Raw genomic sequence first — 14118 nt, 5'->3', positions numbered from 1 at the left:
GATCGCGGCCGGATCGAGATTTGTGGCGTCATACATATCCAGCGTGGGAGCCAGCCTGCTGGCGAAAGCGGTGGGTCAGGCGAAGTAGGTGTCGACTGGTCTGACGCTATCGCGAGCAGGCTCACTCCTACAGGGGATGTGTGGTCGGCTCAAGATATTTGGCGTGGCACAACCCTTGTAGGAGCCGAGCTTGCTCGCGAAAGCGGTGGGTCAGGCAACATCAATGTTGGATGTGCCGACGTTATCGCGAGCAAGCTCTGCTCCTACAAAGATCACGGGTTACTCGGTGATTTTCTCGAAGTTGCGATAGAACATGTCCCCTTCCCGGCTATCCGTCATCGAGTGCAGCTGGAAGCTGCGGCTCAGTCTGGCGCCACCGTCTCGGGTCAACGGGGCCCACACCAGGTTGGCGCGGCGCATGGTCGACATGCTCATCATTTCGTCGAACGGGATCGACAGGTACAGGCCTTTGTCGAAGCTACCTTCACCGTATTCCGCGCTGTTGGCCGTGGTGATCGTCGCCCACGCACCAAAGCGCACGCCGTTGAAAAACTCTCGCGAGATATCCACCGTACCGCCCCAATCCCCCGCCAGATAACGACCGACACTGACGGCTGCTAACGTATCAAACGGCAGATCCGTGTAACCGGTGATATGCCCGGTCACCACCGAGTAATCACGCAAACCCAAACCCTGATCAAAATCACGCTGGCGCACCCAGTTCAGATCCGCGCCCACCGACCAGCGTTCACCGGTCGGGCGGAACAGCACCTCCCCGCCCACGCCAGCAAACATCGACTCCAGATAACCGCCGTACACCATGCCGTAGAGGTCTTTATCCAACTGCTCGGCATGGCTGACCTGGAACAGCGGCATGGTCACATCGGAGGTGGTCAGGTACTGGCGCAAATCCGTGCGCACACGCGGTAATCCGCTCGGTGCGTCGTAGGTGAATTTGTCGAAGTTGTTCGCCAGATTGGCGCTGAGCAGACCGCTCCACCAGGTGTTGCGATTGAAGCGATATTCGGCGTCGGCATCGGCGCTGAATTGATAGAGCAAACCATCCGGGCCGCCGACGTTCTGTTTGAAGCCCAGACCGACGCCGTAACTGAAATGCTGCGGCGCCTCGGTGTAGAGGGTTTTCTCGTTGTGCGGCATCGCCGGGTTGATCTCGGTGGTGCGGTGCAGCGACTGCAACGGCTCCTCGTTGTTGATCACTTCGCGGAAGGTCTGGCGCGGCACGCTGGTTTCTTCCAGCGGCAAGTCGTAGCGCTTGTTGACCACGGTGAACCAGTCGATATCGTCGTTGACGCTGTTATCGAGAATCCGGCTCGCACGCCCGACTGCCTTGGACGAATGGAAGTAACGCTGCTGCTCGCCATACACGATCAGCTCGGAATCGCGCTGGGCAATGCGCTCGACTTTGTAGCCGGCATTCTGCTGCAAACGCTGCGAGACGTTGGCCCAGTCAACCTGCTCCATCGACGTGGTCGGTGCCTTCGCCGGCAGCGGTTCCGGGGTCGGGTCGTAGGTTTTCGCCGGCGCTTTGCGGCTGACGAAATTGGTGTGAAAAGTCACGCCAAACATCGCCGTATTACCGCGCTCCCACGCCGCGCTGAGGTCGATCGAATCAGTGACTTTGAACACTGCGCCGAGGTTGATCGGCGAGTCCTGTTTGATCTCGTTGTCCTTCGGCTCGTTCTTGTAATCGTTGCCTTCGTATTCGAGCTTCAGGCTAAGACGATCCCACGGCGTCTGATAGCTCACACCGCCGAACAGCGAAGGCCGACCACGAAAGTACGAACCCGCGTTGACGTCACCGGTGCCTTCGGTTTCCGGACGGGTTTTGAAGCGATCACTGGCGAAGCCCAACGGGTTGTCGAAGTCGCCGCGATTACCGATGTAACCCCAGGCGATGCCGGCGCTGAAATCAAAATTGTCGAAGCGTTTGTTGGCGACGAAAAACTCACTGGAGAACAAACCGGTACCGCCGATATCTCGGAAGCCCAGCGCCACTTCCGGCGCCCAGTGGCTCTCTTGCCACAGCCGGACTTTGGCGTCGACTGCCTTATCCTTATAGCTTTGGCTGCCGCTGAGGGCCTCAGAGCCGTACGGCCGGTTGGTGATCGCGGTGTAGCGAAACGAGCCTTCGAGCCAGTCCAGCGGCTGCAACGAAACGCTGTAGCGGCTGTACGGATCGGTGCGGTTGGCGTTGACGCTCAACTCGCCGGCCGGGGCCATGCGTGCGGTCGGCGTCTGCCACAGACCGGCGCCGCCGAAGTCATTCTGGGTAATGCGCGGCTCTGCATGAGCCAGACCACAGGGCAATAACAACACAGCTGCAAAACGTAACTTCAACGAACCACCTCGGCCAGCTGCGTGGCAATAAATTCGGCCAACTGCTGATTCAGCTCAGGGATAGGCGGATCAAGATCATCATTTTTCAGCGGCACCAGAATCTTGCTGCCGGCCACGGGAAAGTGCCCGGACTCGCGATTCCAATGCGCGATGCCGACGCGCTGCGAAGCGCCATTGGGCTGGATCAGCCACAGATAATCGGCCTCGGCATCGCTGGAAATCGCACAGCCTTGCAGATACTCGCGAGCTTCCTGCAACGGCTGATACGGCAGGTGACACGGCGCGTCGACAGCGCCCACCACTTCCACCTCATCGACGCGCGTCGGGTAGATCAGCCGATCGCCATCGTCGAGACGGATGTTGCGGGCGAAGCCGACTTCCAGCGCCACCGGATCGAGATCGGCAATCTGCCGCCCGGTCACCGGCATCTGCCGAACCTCGTCGGCAACACGCTGCGCCAGCGCCGCCCGGCTCGGTCTGTCGAAGAGCAACGCCATGCGCCGCAGCACATCGAGATCAAACAGCACGCCGACCTTCAGCCGCGTCTGTTGCTCAATCAGCGATTGGCGCAGCAAGCCGCCCGCCAGCCAATAACCTTCGGCATTCGGTACGGCAACGCTGATCACATCGAGCAAACGCCCACCCGCCGGCAACTCGACCGGGCCCGGGTTGGCCACATCGCCGCTGACGGTGACGGCGGCCTGACTCGCACTGGCGATCAACAGCAAAAAAGCGGAAAAAACCCTCAGGCGCTTCACGGCAGATGCCTGCGATCTGGGGTCAGTTGCACGAGTTTCACACGCAGTTGCGAAGTGAGTTGCTGCTCGCTCTGCACGATGAAACCGTCACGCGGATCGACCCAATAACGGTTGGTCGCACTGAGACCAATGGCCGGCGCATCAATCTGCTCGTCGACACGCAGCACGGCGTAGTCCTTGTCCAGAATGGTCAGGGTTTCAGTGGCGCGGCGGGTGAAGCGACTGTTGACGATCACCCCCACTTCCTGGCCCTTGTAGAGATCGATCCAGCGCCGCGTGGTAAAACCATCCGGCACTTGATGCAGGCCTCGTTTGAACGGCGAGTTGTCAGCCAGGCGTGTGCCATCGAGATCGCCTTCCAGACCAAGGCCAATGCTGCGCACGGCGAGGCCATCGCGCAGCAACAACACTTGTTTGCCGGAGGCAACCCAGAACTGCAGATCCTCACGCTCGCGCACCAACGCCAAAACGCCAGAGCCGGACGGTGTGGTCAGTTTGAGTTGCGGGTAATTGACCCCGGCCACTTCGGCGGGCGTCACCTCGACTTCATCCGGGCCGACGACCGCGGCCTTCAAGTTGTTCAGCGACGCGCTCATCAGGGGGTTACAGCCGCACAGCAACGCGGCCGCCATCAGGCAGACGCCGATTTTCAATATTTTCACGGACGGGCGGCCTTATTTGCTGTTGTTGCTGTATTCGCTCCAGTTCTTCGCAGCGGAAGCGCCGGTGCCGACAATCGATGCCGACGGCACCAGTTGGCTGATCAGACGGTTCCAGCGAGTCACGTTGGCAGGGCCGACATACACGACGTCCTGAGGACGCACTTCGAAGTGCGAAGCGAGCGCCATGGCGGTCGGCGATTCGGCTTCGAGTTGATAGATTTTTGCCGGCTCGACATCGAGGTTTTCCACGCCGCGAATGACGTACACCGCGTTGCCGTTGGAGGTGGTCTGGCTCAAGCCGCCGACCGAACCGAGTACGTCGGAAAGGTTCATCGTCGCGGTCTTGAAGCTCAACGCGCGCGGCTGATTGACCTCGCCCATCACGTAGATGCGCTTGTTATCGTTGTACGGCAGATACAGCTGATCGCCGCCCTTGAGGTAGACGTTCTGCAACTCGGAATCCGCTTGATTGAGCGAATCCAGATTGAGCGGATACACCCGGCCCTTGCGGTTGAGCAGCAGCCCGGACAAGTCGGCATTGTTGGTGTCGATGCCGGCAGTGCCCAGCGCTTCGACCACGCTCAGCGGGTTGGTGGAAATCGCTTGTGGGCCAGCCTTGGTGACGGCGCCGGTGACCACGACTTTCTGGCTGGCGAAACGCAACACCGCGACATCGACCTGCGGCTCGGCGATGAACGCCGACAGCCGTTGTTCGATGTCCGAGCGCAGTTGCTGGATAGTCCGGCCGGTGGCCTGAACTTCCTTGATAAACGGGTAGTACAGCGTGCCATCGGAGCGCACCAGGCGGCCGTTGGCATCGATCTGTTGTTGCGCGCCGGAGGGTGCGGTCAGTTCCGGGTGATCCCACACGGTGATGTACAGCACGTCGTTGTTGCCGATGCGGTATTCCGCGGGCGTCGCCAACAACTCTGCCGGCAGCGACTCACGTTTCTGCGTGGCGCGGTTCATGGCAATCAGCTTGGGCGTGATCGGAATCAGCTCGACCCGGCTGCTTTCACTGGCACCCTGACGCGTGATGTCCTGGGTGCTCAGGTATTGACCGGGGGAAAACATGCAACCTTGCAAAGCGAGACTTGCCAACATTAAAAGATAAACACTACGAGTCATAATGGCACTACGCTATTCAAGGGCGAATCCAAAAACAAAGTCACCCGACTCACGTCGGGCGACCTTGTACTGCACTAACAGAACTTCCTGTTAGTTATGCGTGCCGGTTGTACCGGTGGTACCCGTTGTACCGGTGGTACCGCCGTTGGCACTGCCACCGCTGTTAGACGCCGCGACTGCACTGGCGACCATTGCAGTACTGGCTGCCGGCGCTTGAGAAGCCGCCACGTTGCCACCTACATTGGTCACCGCAGTAAGCGGTGCTTCAGCGGCGGCAGCCCAGTTGCTCAACATCGTCAACAGGGCAACTGCCATCACTTTTTTCATAACAACTCCTTTCTAACATTCAGCCTGTTAAAAAACCGGCGTGTGTTAGAGGTGGTAGCGTTCAAGCTCGCAAATAGCGCGAACAAGATCCGTTGTTCTTTCACAGTCTTACCCAACTGATAAAAGTCGAACGGCAGGTTTATATCTACGGACTTGCAAAAGGCATTGCCAGTGTAATTTCCCGACGGAATCTAACAACCTGACTGAAAATAACATTGGACTTTAAATGGCCATCATCCCAAGTAACCATTGGGATGCGTGGATTGCCAGCGCCAGGTGTCGGTGACCATGTCCTGCAAACTGCGCGTGGCTTTCCAGCCAAGTTCTTTGGCAGCCTTGGAGGCGTCGGCCCAACTCTCGGCAATATCGCCGGAACGACGCGGCATCATCCGGTACGGCACCGGTTGCCCGCAGGCCAGTTCGAAGGCATGGAGCACTTGCAGGACGCTGTAGCCGTCGCCGGTGCCGAGGTTCCAGGTGTGAATGCCAGTGCGTCCGGCAATCGATTGCAGCGCCTTCAGATGGCCGTCCGCCAAGTCGACCACATGGATGTAATCGCGCACCCCGGTGCCATCGATCGTCGGGTAGTCGTTACCGAAAATCGACAACTCTTGAAGGCTGCCGACCGCGACCTGACTGATGTAAGGCACCAGATTGTTGGGGATACCGTTGGGGTCTTCGCCCATCTGCCCGCTGTCGTGGGCGCCGATCGGGTTGAAGTAGCGCAGCAAAGCGATGCTCCAGCGCGGTTCGGCCTGGCTGAGGTCGCGCAACACGTTCTCGACGATCAGCTTGGACTGGCCGTAGGGATTGGTCGGATTGCCGGTAGGAAAATCTTCGCGAATGGGCATCTGCTCGGGTTCGCCGTACACCGTGGCGGACGAACTGAACACCAGACGAAATACCCCCGCCGCCGCCATTGCCTGACACAGCGTGATGCTGCCGCTGACGTTAGTTTCGTAGTACTCCAGCGGCTTGCGCACGCTTTCGCCGACAGCCTTGAGACCGGCGAAATGCAGCACGGCCTCAATGTTGTGTTCGCGGAAAATCCGGTCGAGCAAGGCCCGATCACAGACATCGCCGCGAATCATCCAGGCACTCTTGCCGCAGATGGCTTCTACGGCATGCAACGCCGCATCGCTGCTGTTGCAAAGATTATCCAGCACAACAACTTCATAACCTGCTTCCAGCAACGCAAGTGTGGTATGCGAACCGATATAGCCGGCACCGCCGGTCACGAGAATCTTCATGGCGCGATCCGTCATTTGATAAATGCCAAGTAGCGTGTCAAGCCCGACTGCATGAATATGTGTCGCAATCCACACAAACGAACGACAACAACCGAAAACAAAACTAGTTCAATGACTGGCAATAAATATTTTTGCAGGTCACACTGTATTGCCCGCTACTTATTAGCACTGCAAGTGCACGAATCACTATCAACAGATACCGACTAAAAATAACTAATCACGCACTCACCGACATCTCATAACATTGTCGGGTTTTATCCTCATGAACAATTGCCATTAATAACCTGACTCAGGTATTAAAGTAAGCCTTCAATCATCATTGAAACTTGCAGACCGACGTTATGGCCTGCATGCGTCGCCTGTGTTCCATGACTGTCCAGGATACTTTTATGATTCGTAAATGTTTGTTCCCCGCTGCCGGCTACGGCACGCGTTTCTTGCCGGCCACCAAAGCCATGCCGAAAGAGATGCTGCCGATCGTCAACAAGCCGTTGATCGAATACGCCGTTGAAGAAGCACGGGACGCTGGCCTGCAACACATGGCCATCGTCACCGGCCGGGGCAAGCGTGCGCTGGAAGACCATTTCGATATCAGCTACGAACTTGAACATCAGATTCGCGGCACCGAAAAAGAGAAGTTTCTGGCCGGCACTCGCGAGCTGATCGACACCTGCACCTTCTCCTACACCCGTCAGGTGGAAATGAAGGGCTTGGGCCACGCGATCCTCAGCGGCCGCCCCTTGATTGGCGACGAGCCGTTTGCCGTGGTACTGGCCGATGACTTGTGCTTGAACCTTGAAGGCGACGGCGTGCTGACGCAGATGATTCAGCTGTACAAGAAATTCCGCTGCTCGATCGTCGCGATTCAGGAAGTCCCGGCCGACCAGACCCACAAGTACGGCGTCATCGCCGGCGAGCTGATTTCCGACGGCATCTACCGCGTCAACAACATGGTGGAAAAACCGGCGCCGCAAGACGCACCGTCGAACCTGGCGATCATCGGTCGCTACATCCTCACGCCGGACATTTTCGACCTGATCGCCGATACCGAACCGGGCAAGGGCGGCGAAATCCAGATCACCGACGCGTTGATGAAACAGGCGCAGAACGGTTGTGTGCTGGCCTACAAGTTCAAAGGCCTGCGCTTCGACTGCGGCGACGCCGAGGGTTACTTGCAGGCGACCAATTTCTGCTACGAAAACGTCTACCTCAAGGGCCGCTGAGACGGCTCCCTCCTATTCATTTCAGGCAGGCCACCATGAACATTGCACAACATTCCGTAGAGATTGAACGCGAGGTGGGCAACCTCGGGGTGATGAGTTGGTTGTCACGCCATCAGCCGTTGCCCAGCGCCAACGAAACCTGGCTGGGCACGATTTTGCTGGTGGAGCGGATTGGCGTGTTCCCGGCGTCCGGGGATATCCGCCGGCCGCTGCGCGATCCGTATCCGCTGCTCGCGCATTTGAAGAAGCGCTATGGCGAGCAGGCGCTGGAGGTGGATGACAGTGATGGGCTGAAAGTGATCTTCAGCGACTGGCGCTTCCGCGTGCGGATTTGCTGCAACGACCCGGCGATCATCATCAACGTGGAAACCCGTTGTGATGCACGGTTGATGCCGCAGAAGCTTGCGGAATTGCTCGATCAGATCGACACCTTCACCGACGCCTGAACTGTCCCCTGCTGATCATTCCCACGCTCCGCGTGGGAATGCCGCCCGGGACGCTCCGCGTCCCTACGCCGAATGACGCAGAGCGTCACAGGATGCATTCCCACGCAGAGCGTGGGAACGATCATTGTGGGGCGGCATCGCAGCGATTGTTGGCGCCAGTGATCCAGCCATAAAAGTAATCCGCAATCACCTTCCCGCCCGTTGCCGGCAGCGGATGAATCTTGTCCGGGCCGATCATCGCAGCAGCGTAGCGCTTCACGTCAGGGCCGAATGCACATTGCAGGTTGGCGTAACCCAACCGCTGCTCCCGCGCCCAAGGCTCAAGCACCTGCGCATACGCCGACATCGGATAAGCGCTCGAACGCGTGGTGTCCTGACGCATGATCAGGTTGATACTCGCCGCCGGTTGAATCTCGCGGAGCATGCCCACCAGACCTTGAACGTTCTGCAGATACTGCGCGGGTTTCACGCCAAAGCCCTGATCGTTGCCACCGAGCATGATCAGGTAAACATCGGCAGGGATCTTCGACACGGCGGCTTTCCACTGGGTCTGCCATTGCGCATCGTTGTGATAGAAGTCAGCGGATGCAGCGCCGGACGCTGCGAGTTTCGAGACGCGCACGCCGTTCTGATCGCTGCTCATCCACAGGCCGAACAGGGTTGGCGTGCCTTTGGTAACTTCCAGTTTGAACGACCAGTCCGCTGCTGCCGAAAGGCCCGAGAGGGTTGCTTCCTGAACGCCAGAACCTGCCAACGTCATCGGCTGCCAATCTTCTGAGGGTGACCAGCGATAGCGGATCTCGGCAGGTTCGCCATTGCCCAGGTAAAGCAATTTAGCCTGATTGACGGCGGTGTTGATCGCCGGTGTCGGGCTGGCGTCGACTTGCAGCCATGCACCTGGCCGGCCCTTCACCGTGCGGCTGTCCGGACTCGCCTGGCCCAGACCTGAAACCGTCCAGTCCCCGCCGAAGTATTTTTCACTGCTGCGGGTGTATTTGAAATGCGTGCCGCCGAGCGCGGCGCCGTGATTGAAGCCGATATAGCCGGGCCCGGCAAAACCTACTTCCCCGGCCACGCGCTGCACCAGTTTGTTCAGATAGAAATCCTGGCCGGCGCTGTAACTGTCGCCGATCACCGAGACCGACAACACCTTGCCGGCCTTGCCTTCACGCCACTGCGCAAACCGCTCACGCGCGTCGCCCACCTCAACCACCGACGCTGCAACGGGTTGAGCGTCATTCACTGCCAACATGCAAAATTTCCTTCCGTCCGTAAGGGCCCCTTCGCGAGCAAGCCCGCTCCCACACTGGATCGGCGTCATACACAAATCCCCTGTAGGAGCTGCGGCACGCTGCGATCTTTTGCTCTTTAGAAGCAACAGCAAAAGATCGCAGCGTGCCGCAGCTCCTACAGGAGATCTCGATATCCACTGTGGGAGCGAGCCTGCTCGCGAAGCTTTTAGCTATTCTGAACCGGCACCACCGGGGCAATGACCGCCACAGGTTTCTTAGTCGCCGCACGCTCACCAAGAAACAACACCGAGGTGAAATTAAACCGGCTGAACACCATCGACAACACCACCGGGCCCAGCAGCCCAACGCTCAACCCACCCAGTACCAACAAGCTCTCATCCTTCACACCCAACCGCCCCAGCACCACCCGCGACGTCGCCGCAAACAGCACATGAAACAGAAAAATCGCATACGAATACCCACCCAACCACGTCAACGCCTTCGAGCGCATGCCACTCGACAACAACGCAAAGCAAGACACACACCCCACCGTCAAACCGATCAAGCTACGGCGATCAACAATCAGCTCACGATCCAGCGCCGCCACATACAGCAACGTCAGCGAAATCAGCACAAACACCACCGGCCCGATCATCGCAAACCGTTGCTTCAGCGCCTCGACATTCTCCTGCCCGATCATCCCCGCAACAAAAAACGGCAGCAGGTAGATCGCGCCATTAATCCCGAACGCATCGAGCTTGAACGGCGGCAGCAAAAACAACAGCGCCGCAAACGCGAACAACCCATACAAGCGCGTCGCCGAACGCAGCATCCCGCGCCACTCCAGCAGCCCGACGAACATGAAAATGATGAACACCGCCTGCAAGAACCAGAAGTGGTTGATCGGCACCCAGAACGACAGCAACGCGTCGATCACACCGACATCCTTGTTCACCCCCGGCCCCACCGCTTGCAGCACCGAAAACGGTACACCGACGCAAAACAGCGGCACGATCAAACGCCGCACCTTGCCGCTGAAAAACGCGGAAAAGTCGTTGCCACGGATTTTGTAGATCGAATAGATATACCCGGAAATAAAGGTGAACAGCGGCATGCGCACGTACACCATCGAGTCGGCGATCACCCGGAACGGCGAGCCGATATCGATCTTCAACCCACCTCCCAACGGCCCGATGACGTGGTAAAGCACCAGCAGCAGGCACGCCAGACCGCGCAGGGTTTCAATCTCCAGGGACTTTTTCTTGCTCGACATAAAGCACCTGCCTCAATTCAGAATTCTTGATTCAACCTGCACCGGTTTGTTCGCCCGCAGCATCAAGCCCAGCCCCACGAACAGCACCGGCACCACCATCGAAAAGTGCCGGGCGAAAGAGCCGAAGTCAGGCTCGAACAAACCCTGCACCAACAGAAACGCCAGCGGAATCGCGATCAGTTCCTTGGGTTTGGTCTGGATCGGCGCGCCTTTGTAATCGGTCGAAGTGATGACTTTGAACAGCAGCAGCGCGGTCATGATCATCAACGCCACGAAGATCACCTGCCCCGGCCCGGACAGCAGAATCAGCTCCACCGGGAACGACAAGCGGAAGAAGATGATCATCGAGTCCAGCGCCTGCGAAACGAAGTCGCTGCCGGTGAGCCACGAGACGATCAGCGACTTCGAGCCCTCCTCGCCCGCCGTGCGCAGTTCGTTGTTGCTGGCGCGAATCGACGACACCGGGAAGCCCAGCGCCAGCTGAATCGCCATGGCCACCGCGAGATAGAACAGGAACAACATCAGGAAGAAAGTCGTGCGCGACACGTACTTTTTCATCACGCAGACGCCGACCCACGACAGCGAAAACAGAATCCAGTACGGCCGGATCAGCACGCCGTAGATCACCGCTGACAGAAAGAATCCGCCACGATATTTGCGCGTCAACGAGCTGAGCAAAATGCTCAACACCGCCACCGACACAATGATTTCCTTGGTCAGGTTCTCAAGGAAAAAGGAGCGGACGATGCCCCACAGACACAGGGTGCCGAAGATCGCCAACGGCATGCGCCGAAACACCACCACCGGAATCGCCGTGAGGAAGAAATTGCAGAACATGCCGTAGGCCCAGGCATTGGTCAGGTTGATCCCGGTGGGCCGCAGCAGGAACGCCGAACACTCGTAGGACGAGCGATCGGGCGAGAACGGGTTCCAGAAATTGCAGTTGTCGGCGCGCGCGTAGGACGACCACAAGGTCATCGCATCCGGGCCCGGATCGCGAGGGATCAGCAGCGGCATGGCCACTGACAAAAACAACCCGGTGAACAGAATCAGGAACGACACGTACGAATCGAGTCGCTTGCCGCGAAACTCGATGCACGGCAGCTTCAGGCCCATGACACGGCAGCCTTTTTCGCAGCGGTCACGCGCGTCAGAACGGCAATAACGCCGAGCTGCACGATGATCGCGAAAACATTGCCCCATGCCGCGCCATAAATCGAATAGTGCTTGATCAACACATAGCTGACCGGCACCGAAACCAGCAGGCAGATCGCCGCGCTGGCAAGCGATACACGGCTGTTTTTCGAGGCAATCAAACCGCCCCAGACGATGTCGCCAATCGCCCGCAAAGCGAAGGAAAAGATCAACACGCCAAGAATCGCATTGTCCGGACGCGGCACGCTGGTGGCGACGTAATCGAGCACCACGTTGAAGAACAGATAAATCGCCACCGCCACCGCCGCTGACACCACCAGCGAACGCATCACCCATTTGTTGACGAACAACTGCTTGACCGTAAACGCCTGCTGATCGGCCTGAAACCGCTTGGCCAACACCGGAATGCCAACCACCGCGACCACCGCATACGACAAGGCTTGCAAGGTGTTCGCCGCCGACCACGCGTACACATATTTACCGAGGCTGGCGTACGGCTCCAGATCGATAATCAGGAACCGCTCGGCGTACTGACTCAGCGCGATCAAACCGGTACCGAGATAGAACGGCAACCCGGCCTTCCACACCGCGCCCGTCGCCAGCGTCGAGCTGTCGCGGCCCTTGTGCACGTTCACCACAATCAAGTATCCGGCGACAATCACCAGCACATTCGCCGCGACCCACAACCACAAGACACTGGCGATCCCCGACACCCAGCCGAGCATCATCCCGCCCACCGCCAACACCGCCCACAGGCCGGTCTTGATGAAAAACAGCAGTGCGCCGGCCGTGGCTTTTTGTGCGGAAAACACGAACGAGTTGATCTCGAACGACAGGTGCTCGGTGAGCAAAACCAGGGTCACGCAGAGGATCAGCGTCGCCGTCGCTTCAACGGTCTGGAACAGTGAATAAATCAGCACCGTCACCACCGACAGCACCAGTCCCACCGCCAGGTACAACAGCAAAACCTTGTCGACCACGCGGCGCGAACTGCCGCCCACGCTGATCAAGCGATTGATCTCGGAACTGAAACCGACGCTGTAAAACTTCGAGGCGATCAACGATGCGGCGACCACCACGCCGTAAAAACCTAGCGCCTCATAACCGAGGTAATGAGTGATCGCCAACACCAGCAAAAACTTCGCGCCCAAAGCTCCGCCGCGAAGCAGCAGCCGAAATATCATCGAACGACACCCTTGATGATCTCGTCCATGGCCACAGTTTTCGCTTCAATTTCACGGCAGGTATCGGTCAGGCGCTGGCCGAAATTCGACAGCGCGTTCGGCGCGTAAACCGTGTTGATGATGGTGTCGACATCGATGTCGCCGCCATTGATCACCCAGTCCTCGACGCCCATGTCCTGATAGGCGCCGAAGCCTTTGCGCTCATAGCTGATGTGGTACGCCGGCACGCCGGACAGCAGCGATTCGATCGCGCCGTGCAGGCGCACGGATATCACCAGATCGGGCTGATATTTGGCGATGGTCGCCTTCAACGACAGCAGGTCTTCAGTGATGCCCAGTTCGCGATAGAACGCACCGTCATCGTTGCCACGCACGGCGCTCTGCACGGCGCAGACCACTTTGCTTTTTTGCTTCAGGCGTTGCAGCAGCAACTTCAGATTGGCCACGTAGGCGACCTTCTTGTCCTTGCTCCACTCCGGCGGTTTGCGCAGTACCACGCACACCGTGGCTGGCGCCGCAGCGCAACGGGTGAACTTCGGTTGCTGGAGGATTTTGCTCGCCAGCGATTGCACCGCCAGATCCGGCGCGCGGTAGACGTTTTCGCAAGCATCGAAAATCGCCGAGGAACGGTTGTCACGCACGAACACCGCATCGGCGTTGGCGTAGTGCTCGACGATTTTGCTGCTCTCGCCATGGAACGGGCCGATGCTTTGCGGCAGGTACACCGACGGCACTTTGCTGAGGATCGCGGTCTCCAGTTGCTTGGCGTGACCGAGCTTCAACTTGATGTGTTCGAAAGCGCTTTTCGAGCGCATGTAGCCGCCGCCAACGCCGACGATCAGATCGGTTTTCTGCAACAGCTCCGCCAACCCGGCGTAGGACTGATTGAGAAACACCGCTTGCTTGACCCGGCCCAGGCCCTTGGCCGCCATGACCGGCGCGTCGAAACGCGGGTGCGGCAGATAGCTGAAAGAATCCGGATCGGAGGCGACCACGCTGATCGCGGTGTCGTCGCCAAAGTTGCGCTGCACCAAGGCAATGGCCAGATCGACGAGCAGGCCGTCACCGGAGTTGGACGCACTGTAGCCATGCAAAATCGTTACGTTCATATGCTTGAGTTCT

13 protein-coding genes are annotated in these 14118 nt (G+C 58.6%); 2 read left to right on the top strand and 11 right to left on the bottom strand.

The window, feature by feature from the left end; genetic code table 11:
* Positions 1 to 279: 279 nt before the first annotated feature.
* From ACIOMO_RS07555 to galE, 6 genes are all read right to left on the bottom strand, one after another.
* The gene (locus ACIOMO_RS07555) at positions 280 to 2358 is read right to left on the bottom strand and encodes a YjbH domain-containing protein (protein WP_053122006.1); all 2079 of its coding nucleotides are present in this window, start codon (positions 2356 to 2358) and stop codon (positions 280 to 282) included.
* Positions 2355 to 3116, bottom strand: coding sequence for a capsule biosynthesis GfcC family protein (locus ACIOMO_RS07550; protein ID WP_401239587.1), 762 nt, complete (start codon positions 3114 to 3116; stop codon positions 2355 to 2357). Before ACIOMO_RS07550 ends, ACIOMO_RS07555 begins: the two co-directional genes overlap by 4 nt.
* Entirely contained in the window at positions 3113 to 3778 is a 666-nt protein-coding gene (locus tag ACIOMO_RS07545) for a YjbF family lipoprotein (RefSeq protein WP_159815505.1), read from the bottom strand. Before ACIOMO_RS07545 ends, ACIOMO_RS07550 begins: the two co-directional genes overlap by 4 nt.
* A gap of 12 nt (positions 3779 to 3790) precedes the next feature.
* Entirely contained in the window at positions 3791 to 4852 is a 1062-nt protein-coding gene (locus tag ACIOMO_RS07540) for a polysaccharide biosynthesis/export family protein (RefSeq protein ID WP_053122149.1), read from the bottom strand.
* Between the two features lie 144 nt (positions 4853 to 4996).
* Positions 4997 to 5233 carry a hypothetical protein gene (locus ACIOMO_RS07535; RefSeq protein WP_007910552.1) on the bottom strand — a complete coding sequence of 79 codons (237 nt, stop codon included), beginning with the start codon at positions 5231 to 5233 and terminating at the stop codon, positions 4997 to 4999.
* Positions 5234 to 5466: 233 nt separating this feature from the next.
* Entirely contained in the window at positions 5467 to 6483 is a 1017-nt protein-coding gene (gene galE / locus ACIOMO_RS07530; protein WP_212551151.1) for a UDP-glucose 4-epimerase GalE, read from the bottom strand.
* A 389-nt stretch (positions 6484 to 6872) separates the two neighbouring features.
* On the opposite strand from galE, the gene galU reads away from it, so the two are divergent.
* Positions 6873 to 7706, top strand: a complete 834-nt coding sequence (gene galU, locus ACIOMO_RS07525; protein ID WP_158955768.1) for a UTP--glucose-1-phosphate uridylyltransferase GalU — start codon at positions 6873 to 6875, stop codon at positions 7704 to 7706.
* A gap of 35 nt (positions 7707 to 7741) precedes the next feature.
* Positions 7742 to 8152: a mannose-1-phosphate guanylyltransferase gene (locus tag ACIOMO_RS07520; protein ID WP_401239581.1), complete on the top strand. Its 411-nt coding sequence runs from the start codon at positions 7742 to 7744 to the stop codon at positions 8150 to 8152.
* Between the two features lie 121 nt (positions 8153 to 8273).
* Here the strand turns inward: ACIOMO_RS07520 and ACIOMO_RS07515 are convergent, their stop codons facing one another.
* The 5 genes from ACIOMO_RS07515 to ACIOMO_RS07495 form a co-directional block, all read right to left on the bottom strand.
* Positions 8274 to 9404: a GDSL-type esterase/lipase family protein gene (locus ACIOMO_RS07515; protein ID WP_401239579.1), complete on the bottom strand. Its 1131-nt coding sequence runs from the start codon at positions 9402 to 9404 to the stop codon at positions 8274 to 8276.
* A 206-nt stretch (positions 9405 to 9610) separates the two neighbouring features.
* The gene (locus tag ACIOMO_RS07510; RefSeq protein ID WP_401239577.1) at positions 9611 to 10657 is read right to left on the bottom strand and encodes an acyltransferase family protein; all 1047 of its coding nucleotides are present in this window, start codon (positions 10655 to 10657) and stop codon (positions 9611 to 9613) included.
* Between the two features lie 12 nt (positions 10658 to 10669).
* Positions 10670 to 11773: a hypothetical protein gene (locus ACIOMO_RS07505; protein WP_053122025.1), complete on the bottom strand. Its 1104-nt coding sequence runs from the start codon at positions 11771 to 11773 to the stop codon at positions 10670 to 10672.
* Complete coding sequence (locus ACIOMO_RS07500) at positions 11764 to 12996, bottom strand: phosphoribosylaminoimidazole carboxylase (RefSeq protein WP_401239574.1); 1233 nt, start codon at positions 12994 to 12996, stop codon at positions 11764 to 11766. The genes ACIOMO_RS07505 and ACIOMO_RS07500 overlap by 10 nt, the downstream gene beginning before the upstream one ends.
* Positions 12993 to 14105: a polysaccharide pyruvyl transferase family protein gene (locus tag ACIOMO_RS07495; RefSeq protein ID WP_401239571.1), complete on the bottom strand. Its 1113-nt coding sequence runs from the start codon at positions 14103 to 14105 to the stop codon at positions 12993 to 12995. Before ACIOMO_RS07495 ends, ACIOMO_RS07500 begins: the two co-directional genes overlap by 4 nt.
* Between the last annotated feature and the right edge of the window lie 13 nt (positions 14106 to 14118).

Origin of the sequence: Pseudomonas sp. NPDC087804 (genome assembly GCF_044742965.1) — a bacterium.
GTDB classification, from domain to species: Bacteria; Pseudomonadota; Gammaproteobacteria; order Pseudomonadales; family Pseudomonadaceae; genus Aquipseudomonas; species Aquipseudomonas rustica.
This window is presented reverse-complemented; position numbering and strand designations above follow the sequence as displayed.

What these genes read in the sequence shown, in the direction of transcription:
- ACIOMO_RS07540 (WP_053122149.1), bottom strand. Translation starts at nt 4,852, where the DNA reads ATGTTTTCCCCCGGTCAATACCTGAGCACCCAGGACATCACGCGTCAG.
- ACIOMO_RS07535 (WP_007910552.1), bottom strand. Translation starts at nt 5,233, where the DNA reads ATGAAAAAAGTGATGGCAGTTGCCCTGTTGACGATGTTGAGCAACTGG.
- galE (WP_212551151.1), bottom strand. Translation starts at nt 6,483, where the DNA reads ATGAAGATTCTCGTGACCGGCGGTGCCGGCTATATCGGTTCGCATACC.
- galU (WP_158955768.1), top strand. Translation starts at nt 6,873, where the DNA reads ATGATTCGTAAATGTTTGTTCCCCGCTGCCGGCTACGGCACGCGTTTC.
- ACIOMO_RS07520 (WP_401239581.1), top strand. Translation starts at nt 7,742, where the DNA reads ATGAACATTGCACAACATTCCGTAGAGATTGAACGCGAGGTGGGCAAC.
- ACIOMO_RS07515 (WP_401239579.1), bottom strand. Translation starts at nt 9,404, where the DNA reads ATGTTGGCAGTGAATGACGCTCAACCCGTTGCAGCGTCGGTGGTTGAG.
- ACIOMO_RS07510 (WP_401239577.1), bottom strand. Translation starts at nt 10,657, where the DNA reads ATGTCGAGCAAGAAAAAGTCCCTGGAGATTGAAACCCTGCGCGGTCTG.
- ACIOMO_RS07505 (WP_053122025.1), bottom strand. Translation starts at nt 11,773, where the DNA reads ATGGGCCTGAAGCTGCCGTGCATCGAGTTTCGCGGCAAGCGACTCGAT.
- ACIOMO_RS07500 (WP_401239574.1), bottom strand. Translation starts at nt 12,996, where the DNA reads ATGATATTTCGGCTGCTGCTTCGCGGCGGAGCTTTGGGCGCGAAGTTT.
- ACIOMO_RS07495 (WP_401239571.1), bottom strand. Translation starts at nt 14,105, where the DNA reads ATGAACGTAACGATTTTGCATGGCTACAGTGCGTCCAACTCCGGTGAC.